Genomic DNA, 17,633 nt, shown 5'->3' on the forward strand with positions numbered 1-17,633 from the left:
GGATTAAAACATGGATCTTAGTTTATTCGAAAAAATAAATGATTATGAATGGCGCATTCCCCCCCACCAATCCATGAGAGTTCCTGGTGTTATTTTCGCCTCAGAGGCTTTACTTATCGAGATGGATGAAAAAGTTTATGAACAATTGACTAATGTGGCGAAATTACCCGGTATCGTCTCTGGGGCATTCGCTATGCCTGACGCACATTGGGGTTATGGGTTTCCAATTGGCGGCGTAGCCGCTTTTGATCCGGAGCAAGACGGCATTATTTCAGCAGGAGGTGTGGGCTTCGATATCCTTTGCGGTGTTAGGTTATTAACTACTGGCCTTAATCGGAGTGAATTCGAGCCTTTCAAAGAACAATTAGCTGACGCACTTTTTGCCCAAATTCCAGCTGGTGTTGGCAGTAAAAGTCATATTAGATTAAGCGCAAAAATGATGAATGCAATGCTAGAAAGCGGTGCGAAGTGGGCGATAAAGCAAGGTTATGGTGATCTCAAAGATTTAGAACACATTGAAAGCAATGGCTGCCTCGAAGGCGCATTACCCGATAAAGTCTCTGAACACGCTAAAGAACGACAAAAAGCAGAAATGGGAACGTTAGGTTCAGGGAACCACTATCTCGAGATCCAAGAAGTAACCGAGATTTATTATCCAAAAGCAGCGACTGCTTTTGGTCTCACTAAAGGAGGTATTGTTGTTAGTATTCACTGTGGCTCTCGCGGGTTAGGTCATCAAATTGGCACTGATTACTTGCGATCAATGACGATCTACGCCGAACGTCGGGGTATAAAGTTAGCTGATCGTGAATTGGCTTGCGCTCCCATAAAATCAACTCTTGGCGAAGATTATTTAGGTGCTATGCGAGCTGGCGCTAATTGTGCACTCGCGAACCGCGAAATCATTACTCATTTTATGCGTGAAACCTTTCAAGACATTATACCGGGAGTAAAAATAAAACTCGTTTACGACGTTTCACACAATATCTGCAAAGAAGAATGGCATGAAATAAATGGCAAAAAGACCCGATTGTTTGTCCATCGCAAAGGTGCCACCAGGGCTTTTGGTCCAAATCATCCTGGGTTACCCAAAGATTACGCCAACGTTGGTCAGCCTGTTATTATAGGCGGCAGTATGGGTACAGCATCCTATGTTTTAGTTGGAACAAAAACAGCTGAAAAAAAATCATTCAGCTCTGCATGTCATGGTGCTGGACGGGCGATGAGCCGTCATCAGGCCACTAAAAAATGGAGTGGTAAACAAATCATTGAGCAATTAGCACGCCGAGGCATATTGATTCGAAGTGGTTCGTATCGAGGTGTTGCTGAAGAGGCGCCAGAGGCCTATAAAGATGTGACTAGTGTTGTCAATGCCGCTCATCATGCGGGGTTAGCAAAAAAGGTGGCAAAGTTAGAACCGATAGTTTGTATTAAAGGTTAAATAAATTGCTATAGTTCAAAAATAACCCCAATACAATGATGACCAGCACAATAATAATGAAGCGATTGGCTAATTTCAAAATCGCTTGTTTTACTCCATGACGCGCAAATACTCTAAGCATCGCTACTCGTTGATCATTGCTGTCATATAATTCTTTACTATCAGAATTAACTACATTGCCATCTACATTAAATTTAAGAAGCTCCATTTGGCGAAAATATTTTTTGCTGTAATCAAACAGCAACTGCTCCCCTTTCTTAATATCCCTTAGGGCAAATAGCGCTATTACTTCCACACCTAAAACATTGTAACCAATTGCAATAAGATTTGCAGAGGTAGAGGTTGCCTCATCACTGCTTGGAGCATGATTTATAAATCGAGCCATATTCCCGTATTCTCTGGCATCTACTCCTGTATTCAAAGCGTCTGTTTTAGGGTGGAAATAATAATGCATGGCTTTGGGCTCTAAATTTTTCATTCCGCAATAAAATAAAACAAATTCATCTTTTTCAATCGGTTGACGGGTATAGATACCAAATCCAATAAAATGATTTATATAACGCAACTCCAATGGCTCAATATTGTCTGCCAAATCGAGTAATTCTCTGATCACATCGTCTTTTTTATAGAGTAAATCAGCATCGATTTCAGCGGGTAAATCCTCATAATAAAATTGCGATTCGATAATAAATTTGTCCTGAAAATGAAATTTGAAACCGGAAAAATCACTCACTATATCATTTAGTTGACTGATGGTAATTTCTTCTTTGGCAGCCTTACGATAGTCAAGAGAAAATGGAATTTTATAGATTGATTTCAGTTTAAAGAAGGAAGAGGAAGGTAGAATTTCAAAATGACAACTAAGCGGATTTTTTGCATGCAAAAGAGTTGCGTAAACGAGTCTTGGCACCCGTAACAAATCAGCAAAATTGTGATAACTATATCGATATAAATTCGTTGATGAATGTAATGGAAGTTCGGTAAGCAAAGGATGGCTAAAATTGAATTGTTCAAGTGCATCTAGAGCGACTTCTTCATTATTTATTATACAATTGCCTTCAGAAAGATTCAGAATTGCACTTTTATAAGGGGAATCCTTTTTTTTGTTATTAAGGATGATTTTAACCATTTTTATTCCCTAATTTGGCCATCACCTAAGATAATCCATTTATAACTTGTTAAGGCATTTAAACCCATTGGTCCCCGAGCATGTAATTTTTGCGTGCTAATCCCAATTTCCGCCCCCATACCAAATTGTCCTCCATCTGTGAACGCAGTTGATGCATTAACATAGACAGCAGCCGCGTCCACATGATTTAAAAAATAAGAGATTGCTTTTGGATCCTCAGCAATAATTGCTTCACTATGGCCGGAAGTGTATTGCATGATGTGCTTAACTGCTTCTTCAACTGAAGAAACAGTTTTAATCGACAGTTTATATGAGAGGAATTCTTGGCCAAAATCTTCAATAGTCGCCTTATGGAGTAAAATCTCTGGATAAAGCGGTTTAAGCGCTTTATAACTCAATTCGTCGGCAAAAATTTCTACCTGCTTTTCCGCCAGCAAGCCAACTACTCGGTGTAACTGAGTCAAGCATTTTTCATGAATGATTAGCGTATCTAAAGCATTGCAGACACTGACTCGCCTGGTTTTAGCATTGTTAATAACCAAACGGCCTTTTTCCACATCGCCACTGACATCAAAAAAAGTATGCACTATTCCAGCGCCTGTTTCGATCACTGGAATTTTGGCATTTTCTCGAACAAAATTAATTAGCGCCTGGCTTCCTCTGGGAATGCACACGTCAATTAAATTTCTTGCGTTCAAAAGAACATTAATTGCCTGACGCTCGGAAGGTAACAAATAGACGGCGCTACTATCAATGCCTTGCTCTTGCAGGCTCTGATTAATCAAAGAAATTAGAATTTTATTGCTATATTGAGCCTCTTTCCCTCCCTTTAAAACGCAGGCATTCCCGCTTTTAAAGCACAAAGCGAAAACATCAATTGTAACATTGGGCCTGGATTCATAAATGACAGCTATTACACCAAGAGGAACAGAAACTCTTTGTAGGTGTAAGCCATTTGGCATTCGTTTGTCTTCAATGACTTTATTTAAGGGTTGGGGTAGGGATGCAACCAATTCTACATCATCCGCGATTGATAAAATTCGTTCTTCTGATAACAATAGGCGGTCATATCGAGGATCTTCTTTGGCCATTAAAGCTAAATCTTTTTGATTTTCGCTGATTATTTTTTGTGAATTCCGGCGTAAATTAGCCGCAAGATGTAGCAAAACATTTGTTCTTGTTTCTTCATCTAAAGTCATTAAACGATAGCTCGCTGTTTTGACCTTATTTAGCTGATGAATTAGTTCGTCTTCATTAAACACTAGGATCTCCTAAAAAATATGCAAATGATCATAATGGATGAATTCCGGCATATCTTTTCGCCCTAAATATTCACTTAATTTATTGGCATCATACTTAGCAAGTCCAACACCAATTTTTTCACCTCCCGGCGTTAGAATTTCGACTACATCCCCTTTCTTAAAATTACCCCTATAATTTTCAATGCCGATCGGCAATATACTGATAACTCGTCTATTTTCTTTTAGAATTTTGAATAGCCCTGGATTGACTGAAATGGATCCTGTTTGTTTGTCACTACTATAAGCAATCCATCTTTTTATATTTGACTTTTTCTTGCTTGGCAGGATGGTTGTCCCCAACTGCTCTTGCGTGATAATCCGCATTACGGCAGATGGTTGATTAATGCTAGCAATATGGGTTGTGATGCCTAAGCTCGACATTTTACGCGCTGTTCCGAGTTTAGAAATCATCCCACCTCTACCATAAGTACTTTTCATGGCGGAAACTTCAGGCCAATTCGTTTCAGGATTAATAATAGGAATCAATTCCGCACCCGGTTCGTTGGGCTGGCCAGTAAATACACCCTCAACATTACTCAAAATTATTAATTTATCCGCATTCATTTGGGCAGCAATAAGACCGGCGAGTTCATCATTGTCGGTAAACATCAATTCTTCAATGGCAACACTGTCATTTTCATTAATAATAGGAATGATATTCTTATGTTCAAGTATCTCACGCAGCAATCTCGCAATGTTTAAGTAATGTTGTCGTGTCTGAAAATCTTGTTTGGTAAGCAGTAGCTGCGCTGTAAGAAGATTATGCTCTCTAAACATGACCGCGTAGATATTCATTAATACATGTTGGCCTAAAGCGGCTAAAACTTGTTTTTCACCGATCGAACTCCCGTATTGACGCCCCAAATATTGGCGCGCTACTTTTCGACCTGAACCAACAGCGCCTGAACTCACCAAAACCACATAATGCCCTGCCTTTTGTAAGGCGACAATTTGTTCGACTAAATGCCGCATGATCGGCTCAAAAGGAGTTCCATCATTTGCCAAAATGCTTTGTGTTCCAACTTTAATGACAACTTTCATTCAAATGACCTGCTTGCAAAGCCATGAAGTACAGAAGGGTATATTAATACCATTATTACCAATAGAGAATGAATGATTCTACTGAAATCAACGTGTGCTGATAAATAATCAACCCTTAAGAGAGAATTTTAGCAAAGATAATGACAGCATGAAGTTAAGGAAGGAAGGATCCCCGCCTTCGCGGGGATGATCTTAATTTAATAACGGTGAACTACCAAGGTTAAGTAATCTTAACCTACAGCATTATCAGATACGTTACGAATACGCGCCACTTCTATCACGAGTAACTTGAAATAATCATAGGACATATAAAAATCCCCTTGATCTCCCACTTTTTTACCCCAAGAATTGCGTAGAGTGAATAAACCTCGATGCTCACGGCCTTGATCATCGATTGCAACGGCATTATCGTCGTAACCGGTAATCACCATTTCATGGCCACCAAAATTTTGTTTCAAATAAACATCTCTTGCGATTTCTGGAGTGAGGACCCAAGTATCTCCATCGACTTTATTTTTGCCTACAGCACCCGCAAAGCCTAAGTCAAAGTCGAGCAGCAGTACACCAAAAGTAAGTCTATCACCTGCATTCAAGGCCGCTTTTACTTGTTCAACTGTTTTATTAGTATCCGTTCTATCCAATAAAGCTTGATAGATATCCAGAACAGGGGACCAAAGAACTTTTTCGCCGATGTCTTCACTCATTTGACGGTAGTCTTCTAAGTTGACGTATCCGCTGGGCTCTACCATATCATTCACAGGATATACGGTTAACCCACCACATCCTTGGGATTGTTGGTGTTCTTTATTCACTATTCCAAAAACAGCTAACTGATCCAGAACAAAGCGTCCCCAAGAACCTTCCCAGCCGCTAGGGAAATACGCATTTTTTTCTAAGTAATTACCAAGCTGTAGCGAACACAATTGGCTGACGTAATCACCCTTATTAAGAACAGCATCAATAGCTGCTGAAACAGCAAAAGTTACACAGGTCCCATGCATCCCTTGGTTTAGTACAGGGACATTACCCATCCCTAACTCTACTTTTTCTGGATAGGCTGAATTGTAGGTGCTTGTTGCAAACTGCTTGGTATGAGCTAAAGCATTTTTTGCTCTAGATGCAAGTGCAGTTTTTGCTTTGTCAGAAAGTTCAACCTTTAACAAAGTGATTTTTCCTGTTGTTTCAGAAGCCTTTCCTGGAGCAATTTGTCTTTCCGAAGAATAGGGAGCTTTGACAGGTTGAGTGATCGTTCCCACAATTTTTATATCTTGGGCTATCACATTTCCAGTAAATATCATGGATAAAAGAGCAAAATGTGCTAATTTCATAAAAATCTCCAATATAATCCACGAGGACATCGTGGTTGAGCGAGTATATACCCAAGCCACTTCAAAATGCTAGATTTTGGACAACTTGAAATTAAGATTTCAAACCTGGTACAGAAATGCGCTGCCTATCCTGTAATCTCAAGGCAGTTAACCGCCCGCCCCACAAACATCCGGTATCAATTGCAAAAATTGTAGGGTCTGGGGAATGTCCCTCCAAGGCAGCCCAATGGCCAAAAACAATATCGGCATTTATCGGTTTTCGGCTTGGCACCTCATACCAGGGAATTAGATTTTCAGGTGCATCATCAAGGGTGCCCTTGTAGGACAAGACTAGATTTCCTAGGCTGTCGCAAAACCGCATGCGGGTAAAGTAATTTGTGATGACACGGAGTCTTTCTATCCCTGTTAATTCGTTTGACCAATGATTGGGCTCATTTCCATACATGTTCGTTAGGAACTCGCTGAAATTATCACCCGCTAACACGTCTTCCAATTCGTGTGCACAGGCTCTTGCTAAATCAAGATCCCAAACTGGGGCAATACCAGCATGACACATCACCACACCCAGGGCGGGATCGTAATGTAAAACAGACTGCTTACGTAACCAGTGGCCCAGCTCTTCGCTATCCTCTGCCGCTAAGACTTCATGCAATGTATCATCATGATTTTTCTTTGCTGGTTTTTTGACAAACAACATAGCTAACAAATGCAAATCATGATTACCTAGAGTAATAATGGGTTTGATGGGTAAATTTCTTATAAATCGCAGGACAGCAAGCGATTGCGGCCCACGATTGACTAAATCCCCCACGAACCACAAACGATCTTCATTCTCATTGAAATTGATTCGATCAAGCAGGCGTTGTAAAGGGTCATAGCAACCCTGTACATCGCCGATAGCATAATCAGACACTGGTTAATACCCCTGGGCGAGGAGATGCCTGAAGTAAAGCGGGATTTTCAGCAACCCAACGTCCAGAGCTATTAAGATGAAGCATGGGACTCGCTGAATGGATAGCTTGTTTAGAGGTAAAATAACTACTATTGAATTGCGCTTGATAAATAAGCTCTGTTGCAGAGATGGTAGTGACTTTACCCGTACTAATATTGTGCAGTTGTACTTCTTCAGGAAGGGCTACGGCGTAATTTTCAAAGATAATTCCACTATGCATCTGTTGATTAGACGATTGTTCGAAACGAAAAATAACATTCCCATCTGCTCCAATATGATGCATACCCAAAGATAAGAATCCATTACGTATCGCTTGTATGGAATTATATTGCGGGTTATTTTTCATGAACATATCCCACATCTCTGCACAGATAAGCAATCCACCAGGTACCATAAATAGCGGAGCCTTGTTAATCATGATTAACCCAGACTTTAATGAATTGGTAAGCCACTGAATAAATTCGATACCGATTTGTTGTTCTTTTTCGGCGATAGACTCAGGTACTCGATCCGTAAAGGTACTTATACGCCCATATCGGCCGCCCCTTCCTGAACCATAGCCCCCTTTTAGACCCAACTGACTTAAATAGCGCTGAATAGCAATAGCATCGGCCCGGATTAAGATAGCGCCAAGTGTGCCTGCACCTTCGGTGTCCTCATTAAGCAATGCGAGCCAGACTGCTAATACGTCTGGATTAGAAGCGATCCATGCAAAACCACCGGCCGGCATTAAAAATCGAGCGATTAATATATTCAGGCGCCGACGAAACGCTTCATCGGTTTCTTTTTGAAACTGATAGCCATAATAATGGCCAACAGCAACTAAACTTTCTAACAACGGATTCCATTGTTTCAAAAATTGGCCATTGCCATCAAATAAATCGACACTAAAATCAGTTTGTAACTTACCAATACCTTGTAAGATTGCAGCCGAAAAAAGCGCGTATTGCCATAGCTTTTGTTCTTCTGACAACCCGTCTTGGCTATCCTGGATTAGAAAATTCTGGAATAAATTAAGAGCAGCCTCCGTGCGATTTAAAGCATGATCGACTAAGCCACCCGGTTGAGAGTAATAACTCGTTGATGTTTCGGGTAAATTTTGGCAATGATTTACCAAATTGTGCACAAGGCTAATACATAAGCCGTCAAAACGAGCCTCTCCTAATGCGCACGACTCTTTAATTTGCCGCAATAAAACACTACGCTTCTCCTCGCCAAGTAAAAGCGATGAGGCGATAATGCGAGTTAAGTCCTTTAATGACCTAGTTTGCGACGATTTTCCTTTTTTTCCATAACGATGAAACAAAATCAACCTCCACCAAGCATCTTGTATTAATTTTACACTAATTAGCGATTAATTTTGCTAGCTTTACATACTCCATCACTGAGATCCTCTCAGGTCGAGCAAGCGGATCAATGCCTAAATCGCTCAATTGTGCTGCACTAAGCAATGGCTTCAAATTATTTGCAAGGGTTTTACGCCGCATTGCAAAAGCCTTTGCTACTACTTGCTCAAGTGCATTAATATCCACTACTGGATAAGGCGAAGCCTGGTATGGGATTAAACGCACTATGGCTGAATCAACTTTAGGCACAGGATGAAAAGCTTCTGGCGGGACATCAAATAAAGATTCAACCTTACAGTGATATTGCACCATCACAGTTAATCGTCCATAAACTTTGGTACCCGGTTGAGCAGCCAAACGAGCAACAACCTCCTTCTGCAACATAAAATGCATGTCCTCAATGAAAGAGGCATAGTTAAGTAGGTGAAATAATAAAGGTGTAGAAATATTGTAAGGCAAATTACCAACGATTCTAAGATGAGATCCCCATTGGCTGAAATCAACAGTTAATGCGTCGGCAACAATTAGATGCAATTTACTGCCAGCCCCTGGCAATGATCTAAGATGCTCTTGCAAATCGGTATCGATCTCAATTGCCGTCAACTTTTCTATATACTTAAGCAAAGGCTGAGTTAAAGCCCCTAACCCTGGGCCGATTTCTACGACTTTATCCTCTTTTTGCAGATGCAAGACATCGAGAATCTTGTTAATAACATGCTTGTCCAGCAAAAAATTCTGACCAAAGCGTTTTCGGGGACGATGACTCACTTTGATTTCACCTAAAAAACAAGCGGAAATTATACCTCTTTTTGCTACAAAGTGTAGCATCATCGAGGAAATACTTGATTTTATTGCTAGTATATCTCTTATTTCGTAAAAAAAAGCCTTCTTAGCACAAAAAACTAGTTTTTTTGCGGAATTTTTGGGATTTATTTGATTGTTTTTGCTTAAAATTGAGCATTTTTGAAAAATTGTATTCCTTGTTAATCAGGATATAGATTAGTTACCGATTTTATTAATTTTCAATAATCCGAATATATTGACTGAGTAACTCTCTCATTTGATGTAAATAAAGGGGTTTGTTGAGTACCTTATTCATTCCAGCCTGTAGGCAATTTTCTTCAGACTCACACAGTGTGTGGGCAGTTAATCCAATGATGGGTATTGGCGATTTTTTCAATGATTTTTCCCATTCACGAATTAGATGGGTCAATTCAATCCCGGAAATTCCTGGTAACTCTATATCCGTAATAATCAGGTCAAAAATAGCGCTTTTTGCCAACGCTAAAGCCTGTTCGCCATCCATTGCAGAGACAAAATGGCATCCTGCTTGTGAAACGATCGATTCTACAAAGCGCAAAGCAACAGGGTTATCCTCAACAAGGAGAATTTGAGGAAGATTACTTGATGTAGTAGAAGATTGTTTTGTATTAGCCATTTTTTAATTGTAGTGAACTCTAATTGGTTCTATTACCTCGTCCTCGGAAACAGAGGATTATACTATTTCTCTTAAAGAAAATATGCTTGCTTCTTAAGTTTCTTGTAAAGAAACGGAGATTTTCTCAAAATTAACAATTCTAAAATTGCTATCTCTGCGAGCATGGCTTATTTTTAAGACATAGATGGTAATTCTTGCTCAGCTAACACTAACAGTAAGGGGCCAGATTCAGAGATACGGTGTGCAAGCTTAATTTAATTAAGAAGCCTAAAGTACCTCAAGAGGCGTCCACTATGGTCTACAGAACTGAAGCAAGAATTCCATCACCTCTCTTCATCTGATAATTATCCTGGTACAATTCTAAGCAGAGAATCATTTTTATTGTGCTGTATTTAAGCAGTCCACGTTGCACTTGCACTGCTTAGCTATTTTCCAAGAGTAAATTGATTATGTTAAGCCACTTGCTGGAACTTCGTAGACGTGCTCTGTATGTACTCTCACTTTTTCTTGTCCTCTTTTTATTATTTTTTTTCTATGCCAATAGTTTATTTCATGCCCTAGTAAAACCTTTGCTAAATGCGCTACCCAATCAAGACCCTTTAATTGCTATACAAATTACTTCTCCTGTCTTCATACCAATAAAACTCGCCGCGGATGCAGCAATGCTTTGTTGTGCCCCCTTTGCCTTACTTCAACTCTGGCGTTTTGCTGCCCCAGGTCTTTATAAAAATGAGCGCTGCAGCCTTCGCAGCATGATCATGACCAGCTTACTGCTATTTTGCTTAGGTGTATTATTTTGTTTTTATTTAATTTTACCCTATATGTTTCAATTTTTTGTCAAAGCAGTGCCCGCGGGTGTTCGACTCATGCCGGATATGTCTGAGGCCCTTGATTTTATTACCCGGATGCTGTTGCTCTTTGGCCTTTGCTTTCAAGTACCGCTTCTTTGCCTAACCTTTGTGAGCTTAGGATGGACAGATTTATCTGTTTTGAAAAAAATCAGACCCTATGTCATTGTCGCTGCATTCATCGTGGGGATGCTCCTCACACCGCCCGATGTAGTGTCCCAAATTATGTTGGCTGTGCCGCTTTGTTTACTCTATGAGCTTGGTCTCATTCTCGCGGCACGAAAGCGCAAATAAATTGCAAATGCTAGACTTCAATTTTGATATCGGAAAACCCGATATTCAGCGTCTTATCCGCGTTCTAGTAGTTCAAGGTGAAAAGCCATATATTTCTGGATGCCGCGAACAAGTCATGGCACGTAGATATTTTAAGGTAGCAAGATAGGCTTACAGCTCAACAGCTGATTTAAGATCTAGCGCCTGCGACAACTGTTTGATTTGCACTTGTACCATTCTTTGAATCATTTCTTCAAAATTCACCGAAGGTTTCCATCCCAAAAGGCGCTGGGCCTTTGAAGGATCCGCCACAGTCTGGGTAGTTTCCAATGGGCGAACTAATGCTTGATCGCTGATCACGTGTTTGCGCCAGTCCTTACCCACATAATGGTAAGCGACCTCACACAATTCCCTTAACGTATGGAGTTGTCCAGTGCCAATTACAAAATCAGCAGGCTCATCCTGCTGCAACATTAGCCACATGGCCCTAACATAATCAGGAGCATATCCCCAATCTCTAGCAATTTCAAAATTACCTAGAGCTAACTTCCCTTGAGATACGATTGGCAATCCTCTTTCATTCCTATCAGGTGAATCCATAACTCCTAATGCTGCACAAGCAGCACCATAAGCCACCTTTTGCGTCACAAAGTGCAAAGGGCGAAGCTCGCTTTCATGATTGAACAAAATGCCACTGGCAATAAATAGTCCATAGCTCTCACGATAGATGCGAACCATTTGATGCGAATAAACTTTTGACGCAGCGTAAGGGTTGGTAGGGTTGAACGGAGTTTCTTCGTTTTGAGGAGAAATGCTTGTTTGCCCAAACATCTCGGATGAAGAGGCATGATACACTTTTGCCGTTGGACATACTGTCCTTACCGCTTCAAATAAACGGATTGCCCCCAAACTATTAACACAGAGGGTTTTTGCCGCATGCGCCCATGATTCTCCTGGTCTGGATTGTGAGGCGAGATTATAAATTTCATCAGGTCTTGTTTGTTGGATAGCCGCGGTAATGTCAGCTTCCTCTGCAATATCACCGAAAAACATCTGCACATTATCGGGTAATTGAGCAGTATGTAATGTTTCTTGGCTACGCGCGAATCCGGATACTTGATATCCTTTATGGAGTAACAATTCGGCTAAAAAATAGCCGTCTTGCCCGGTAATACCTGTTATTAAAGCGCTACGCATACAGTGCCCCTTATAAGCCTGTCTAAGCGGCTCTCAAAGCTGCGATAACAATAAAGAATGGATTAGAGCGCTTAAGGAGGTGATTTTGTTAATAATCGAAAAATACCTCAACTAAAACAGAACCAGCGTCATCCTTGCTGCTCTATTTATTACAATGCCCGCCAGAGTACTTTTTTCATTTAAAAAAGTCAATTAACTGCTGGTTTGATTTTCATAACAGATACCACTCAATTCGGATAACAACTATGAGATTTTTTATATCATCTGTTATACTATCTCGTTCTCATCACAATGCCGACTAAATTATTGATCAATGAGACTGGTTATTAAACAAATAAAAGGAAGACTTTTGAGGATAGGATTTCATGCCCACTAGTAATATGCATATTGGCTTTGATATTTCCCAAACAGGCAGTAGTAAAGCAGGATGTGGCTTCTTTGCCCATGCAATGATACAAGCAATGCTGGGAATCGCTCCTGAACACCGCTATTCACTTTACCCAAGCTTTGGTGACTTTTTTTTCGATGCGTTAATGCCTATTCAAAATCCTTATAAAAAAGGACATTATGGCCCTCGGCACTTGACCCGTGAATCGGCCTCCGCATTTTGGTCTAAACAAGACTTAGAGCATTCTCTTGGCACGCCAGATATTGTACATTCCAATAATTTTTGGTGTCCAACCCACCTCAAGTCCAGTCGTCTTATTTATACTTTTTATGACATGGGCTTCGTTGTGAATCCGGATTGGACTACTGAAGCTAACCGCCTAGGTTGCTTTAGTGGTGTTTTTAATTCTTCACTAGCCGCGGATTGGGTTGTTGCGATTTCGAAAGCATCAAGGGATCACTACTTAAACATATTCCCCCATTTTCCCGAAGATCGCATCCGTGTCATTTATCCCTGCTCCCGCTTTACTAAAGATCAACTAGAAGGCAAGTGCCCTAAGGCACTTAAGCATATTGCTTCAGGTGAATTCTGGTTGAATGTGGGGACTATTGAACCAAGAAAAAATCAGCGTTGTTTAGCCAAAGCTTACGCCCGGTATCTTGCGTTAAACGGAAAGCCAATGCCACTTGTCTTTGCCGGTGGGGAAGGTTGGCTTATGGATGATTTTAAAAAATATCTCCGTGAATTAGGGATTGAATCCCATGTTATTTTTACGGGCTACGTTTCAGATGAAGAGTTGATTTGGCTTTACCAAAACTGCTATGTCAATCTTTATTGTTCGTTATTTGAAGGCTTTGGTTTACCTATCCTTGAAGGGATGCAGTTCGGCGCACCTACTGTGAACTCCCTTTCTACCTCCATGCCTGAAATAGCAGGGCAAGCCACGATCCAACTTTCCCCCGAAAATGTCGAAGATTGGACGCAAGCCATGTTGCGATTAGCCTCAAATCCATCCGAGAGGGAAAGGTTAAGTGAAAGCGCTCGGAAACAAGCCCGCCAATTTAGCTGGGAACAGAGTGCAGCGTTATTATTGGAGCTTTATGAAGAAGCACTAGCATCACCTAAGCGAAAAGAACTAAAAAATATGGTGTTCCCTTAAGACCCAGTCAAAACATCGAATGCTTAAAAGGATGAGTTTAACAATCGAGCGAGCTCAAAAACCCAAACGACCGTGTTACTTATCAGACAACTAATCGGTTAATATGAAGACATTTGTAAGAGGCTAAAGGAGATTAAAATTGCGTAAATGCTGGTGTGATAGTACTTCCTTCTCTTTTTTCAACAAAGACTACGCGATCTGTAATAGTTGCAAGACGTTAGTCTTACAAACTCCCCTTGCTGACGAAGCTCTATTAGTCAAAAATGATGAAACTGATTTTTATGGTAAACAATATTGGCTAAATCATCAGACTCAAAATTTAGGATATGCCGATATTTTCACTCGCTCCCGTTCGGATTTAAGTGAGCGCAACCTCCATTGGTTAAAAGTTCTACTAAAGTATAAATTACCTTCTGCCAAAATTTTAGAATTAGGTTGCAGCCATGGGAGTTTTGTCGCTTTACTGCGACAAACAGGCTACGATGCCTCAGGAGTAGAGTTGAGTCCCTGGGTCGTCAATTACGGTAGAACTACTTTTGATATTCCTTTATCTGTAGGCCCTTTGCAAGATCTGAATCTTACAGAAAAATTTGATGTCATTGCCTTAATGGATGTCTTTGAACATTTGCCAGATCCCAAAGCAACGATTTCATATTGCATTAGTAAACTAAAACCTAATGGCATTCTTTTTATTCAAACACCTCAATTTAGAGAGGAAATGAAATACGAGGAACTCGTTGAAAGTAATGGGGAATTTCTCCCACTACTCAATAAAGACGAGCATATTTACATGTTCACTAAAGATTCAGCAACTCAATTTTTCAAACAGCTTGGTATGCCTCATATCCAGTTTGAACCTGCGATGTTTGCTCATTATGATATGTTTTTTGCAGTAAGCCGAAACCCATTTGAAATTAACTCGAATGAACAAATTGAATCAGCATTGCTCGCTAATCCTAAAAGCAGGCTTGTCTTAAGCTTACTTGATTTGCGGGAGCGAGAGTTACAATTAATCAAACGACTAGAAGAGTCTGAATTTGATCGTTCAGCGCGATGGGAGCAAATTCAAAGCCTAACATCGATTATACAAAAATTGGAATCTGATCATGCTGAATATAGAGATCAGATCCAAATCCAGCAGGATGAATTTTTAACACAACTTCAACGTAGTAATGAAAAAAATACCATCTATGAAGTTAATCTGCACACTTTGTTATCACGCCGAATTTTTCGCTTATTTGCCGGGCTGGTCAAATGGCCAGAACTAATAAATTTTAAGAAAACGTTAAGAAATCAAGCTGTTATAGTTACACCCACAACTAAAACAATTGCTATCGATTTGACTCCAATACTTCCGGGAGGCGAAAATGGAGGAGCAAAAATCTTTGTTTTAGAATTGATCAAACAGTTGGCAGACTTAGCCCCTAATACGCAATTCATATTACTTACCCAGGCAGCTTCGCACGATGAGCTGGTACGCTTGGAAAGCCACAACATAAAATGCAAAATGGTTCTTAATACACCAGTAAGGGACTCCTTTTTGTTTCGAGCACTCCTTGCCGTTGCACGTAGACTGCCTTATAAACCGCGAAAATTGTCTTTTTTAGGCTATCGCCTAAGTCTCTTCCTTAAACGAAGAGGAACGCATTCTTTGCTAAAGGAACTAGGGGCCGATTTACTTTTTTGCCCGTTTACTGCACCGACATATTACGAAGTAGGAATCCCGACAGTGTGCACAATCTATGATTTGCAATATAAAACTTACCCAGAGTTTTTTACGGCAGAGGATGTTGCTCACCGAGATCACACTTTTAAAGAAGCTTGTCGTCGAGCCTCCATGTTGACAGCGATTTCGGAGTACTCACGCCAGTCTGCAATCACTCATGGAAATCTTAAGCCCGAAAAGATACGCACTATCTATTTGCAAATGGCTCAGCGCATTATGCCCGAGGAAGCTCAGGATAAAATGATCTTGGCCCAGTTGGACATAACTGCAAAGCAATACTTACTTTACCCCGCGAATTTTTGGAAGCATAAGAATCATGAAATGCTGCTCACTGCTTTTGGAATAGCCTGTAAAAATGGATTAGCACCTGATGTTAAATTGGTGTGTACCGGCGCTGGAAATGCTCGTTTATCTTTTTTAGCCGATGCCGCGCAATCTATGGGTCTTGATGAACGGGTTATCTTCCCAGGTTACCTTACTAATGAGGATTTGGCAGTGTTAATGGCCAATGCTAGCGGGATTATTTTCCCATCGCTGTACGAAGGCTTTGGCTTACCCGTTATTGAAGCAATGGCAGCCGGTATTCCAGTTGCCTGCAGTAACGTTACCTCTTTGCCTGAAGTTGTAGCTGATGCAGCCATTCTCTTCAATCCCCGTATTCCTACTCAAATTGCCGAGGCAATTATCTCATTACAACATGATAAAGATTTATGTGAGCAGCTTATTAAGGCTGGTATAGAACGGGCAAAATTGTTTGAAGATTCTTCTCGTATGGCCAAAGAGTATTGGTATCTTTTTCAGTATGCGCTAAGACAGAATGAGCAACAGGATCAATTAACGGGTACCTATGAAGATGGCTGGGTTGGTTCACGGATGAATATTCAAGTAGCCCCAAGCACAGACAAACAAATACTAGAAATGGAATTGTTTGTGCCAGACTGGACACCCCAATCCAAAATTGTTGTAAAAGCACTTCGCGATGGGAAAGCACAAGCCGCTCCACTTGAAGTGCGCCGCGGGAAAAAGGCGGTATTGACTTTGCCCTTATCTGCTGAGGGTGGATGTTTGGAAATTAAAATGAAACCCACTTTTATTCCTGCAGAAACTGGATATAGTAACAGTGACCAGCGCGAGCTTTCTTTGCAAGTCCAACGATGCAGAGTTATACGTAATGGCGGTTCCGTGCAACTCATAACGGAGAAGAAATCAGCATGAAAATAAGTGTTATCACTCCTTCTTTTAATCAAGGGCAATTCATTGAGCGTACGCTGTTAAGCGTAGCGAATCAAACAGGAGGCGAAATTGAACATGTGGTATTTGACGGAGGAAGTACCGATAACACGCAAGACATCCTTAAATCCGCCACGTCCCTAAAAAGCTGGGTTTCGGCTAAAGACAAAGGACAAGCTGATGCTGTCAATAAAGGCATCCTTGCTACAGACGGTGAAATTATAGGCTGGCTTAACTCAGATGACATCTATTACCCAGGCGCAATCGAATCTGTCCTCAACTTTTTCAAAACCTACCCAGAAATCGATGTGGTCTACGGTATGGCTGATCACATTGATATTCATGATCAACCATTTGAACCCTATCCTACTGAACCTTGGGATTTTGAACGGCTCAAGCAAGTTTGCTTTATCTGCCAACCGGCACTTTTTTTCCGACGTCGAGTAATAGAGCAACATGGCTTACTTGATGAATCACTGCATTACTGCATGGATTACGAGTATTGGTTGCGATTGGGTAAAGCAAATGTCCGCTTTGCCTATTTGCGGAAAAAATTGGCAGGTTCCCGACTATATGCAGAAACCAAAACACTTGGTGCTAAGGTTAAAGTACATCGCGAAATTAATGACATGTTTAAGAAGAAATTTGGTAAAGTTCCTGATCGCTGGCTATTTAATTATGCCCATGCTGCGGTTGAGGCAAAAGTTATCAGAGAACAAAATCCCAATAAATTTTTATATTCTCTTTTCCTTTCATCGCTATGGTCAACACTGTATTGGAATAAAAAAGTATCCAAACAATTTGCAAGAACTTTATTTGGCTGGGGAAAATTTTAG

14 protein-coding genes are annotated in these 17,633 nt (G+C 40.6%); 5 read left to right on the forward strand and 9 right to left on the reverse strand.

The features are described from left to right. Positions 1–10 precede the first annotated feature (10 nt). Positions 11–1,441, forward strand: a complete 1,431-nt coding sequence (locus LMI_RS14330) for an RtcB family protein (protein ID WP_045100392.1) — start codon at positions 11–13, stop codon at positions 1,439–1,441. Here LMI_RS14330 and LMI_RS14335 read toward each other — a convergent pair. The 8 genes from LMI_RS14335 to LMI_RS14370 form a co-directional block, all read right to left on the reverse strand. Next, positions 1,431–2,570, reverse strand: coding sequence for an SET domain-containing protein-lysine N-methyltransferase (locus tag LMI_RS14335; RefSeq protein ID WP_045100393.1), 1,140 nt, complete (start codon positions 2,568–2,570; stop codon positions 1,431–1,433). The genes LMI_RS14330 and LMI_RS14335 overlap by 11 nt on opposite strands. A gap of 2 nt (positions 2,571–2,572) precedes the next feature. Further along, positions 2,573–3,832 carry a glutamate-5-semialdehyde dehydrogenase gene (locus LMI_RS14340; RefSeq protein ID WP_074454212.1) on the reverse strand — a complete coding sequence of 420 codons (1,260 nt, stop codon included), beginning with the start codon at positions 3,830–3,832 and terminating at the stop codon, positions 2,573–2,575. Between the two features lie 9 nt (positions 3,833–3,841). Next, positions 3,842–4,912 carry a glutamate 5-kinase gene (gene proB, locus LMI_RS14345; RefSeq protein ID WP_045100394.1) on the reverse strand — a complete coding sequence of 357 codons (1,071 nt, stop codon included), beginning with the start codon at positions 4,910–4,912 and terminating at the stop codon, positions 3,842–3,844. 230 nt (positions 4,913–5,142) lie between these two features. Beyond that, positions 5,143–6,240, reverse strand: a complete 1,098-nt coding sequence (locus LMI_RS14350) for a C1 family peptidase (protein ID WP_045100395.1) — start codon at positions 6,238–6,240, stop codon at positions 5,143–5,145. A 91-nt stretch (positions 6,241–6,331) separates the two neighbouring features. Continuing rightward, the gene (locus tag LMI_RS14355) at positions 6,332–7,153 is read right to left on the reverse strand and encodes a symmetrical bis(5'-nucleosyl)-tetraphosphatase (protein WP_045100396.1); all 822 of its coding nucleotides are present in this window, start codon (positions 7,151–7,153) and stop codon (positions 6,332–6,334) included. Continuing rightward, positions 7,146–8,498 carry a TraI domain-containing protein gene (locus LMI_RS14360; protein ID WP_045100397.1) on the reverse strand — a complete coding sequence of 451 codons (1,353 nt, stop codon included), beginning with the start codon at positions 8,496–8,498 and terminating at the stop codon, positions 7,146–7,148. The genes LMI_RS14355 and LMI_RS14360 overlap by 8 nt, the downstream gene beginning before the upstream one ends. A 37-nt stretch (positions 8,499–8,535) precedes the next feature. Then, on the reverse strand, positions 8,536–9,306 hold the full coding sequence (rsmA, locus tag LMI_RS14365) for a 16S rRNA (adenine(1518)-N(6)/adenine(1519)-N(6))-dimethyltransferase RsmA (protein ID WP_045100815.1): 771 nt from the start codon (positions 9,304–9,306) through the stop codon (positions 8,536–8,538). 247 nt (positions 9,307–9,553) lie between these two features. Then, the gene (locus tag LMI_RS14370) at positions 9,554–9,976 is read right to left on the reverse strand and encodes a response regulator (RefSeq protein ID WP_045100398.1); all 423 of its coding nucleotides are present in this window, start codon (positions 9,974–9,976) and stop codon (positions 9,554–9,556) included. Positions 9,977–10,425: 449 nt separating this feature from the next. Between LMI_RS14370 and tatC the strand changes: the two genes are divergently transcribed. Next, positions 10,426–11,118 (forward strand): twin-arginine translocase subunit TatC, encoded by a 693-nt coding sequence (gene tatC / locus LMI_RS14375; protein WP_045100399.1) that lies wholly within the window; start codon positions 10,426–10,428, stop codon positions 11,116–11,118. Between the two features lie 150 nt (positions 11,119–11,268). On the opposite strand, the gene LMI_RS14380 is transcribed toward tatC, so the two are convergent. Further along, a complete protein-coding gene (locus LMI_RS14380; protein ID WP_045100400.1) occupies positions 11,269–12,294 on the reverse strand; it encodes a GDP-mannose 4,6-dehydratase in 1,026 nt (341 codons plus the stop codon). A 365-nt stretch (positions 12,295–12,659) separates the two neighbouring features. Here LMI_RS14380 and LMI_RS14385 point away from each other — a divergent pair, with 365 nt between their 5' ends. From LMI_RS14385 to LMI_RS14395, 3 genes are all read left to right on the forward strand, one after another. Next, the gene (locus tag LMI_RS14385; RefSeq protein WP_197540464.1) at positions 12,660–13,841 is read left to right on the forward strand and encodes a glycosyltransferase family 4 protein; all 1,182 of its coding nucleotides are present in this window, start codon (positions 12,660–12,662) and stop codon (positions 13,839–13,841) included. 139 nt (positions 13,842–13,980) lie between these two features. Beyond that, complete coding sequence (locus LMI_RS15175; protein WP_082050765.1) at positions 13,981–16,782, forward strand: glycosyltransferase; 2,802 nt, start codon at positions 13,981–13,983, stop codon at positions 16,780–16,782. Then, the gene (locus tag LMI_RS14395; RefSeq protein ID WP_045100401.1) at positions 16,779–17,633 is read left to right on the forward strand and encodes a glycosyltransferase family 2 protein; all 855 of its coding nucleotides are present in this window, start codon (positions 16,779–16,781) and stop codon (positions 17,631–17,633) included. The genes LMI_RS15175 and LMI_RS14395 overlap by 4 nt, the downstream gene beginning before the upstream one ends.

Origin of the sequence: Legionella micdadei (assembly GCF_000953635.1) — a bacterium.
Taxonomy (GTDB): Bacteria; Pseudomonadota; Gammaproteobacteria; order Legionellales; family Legionellaceae; genus Tatlockia; species Tatlockia micdadei.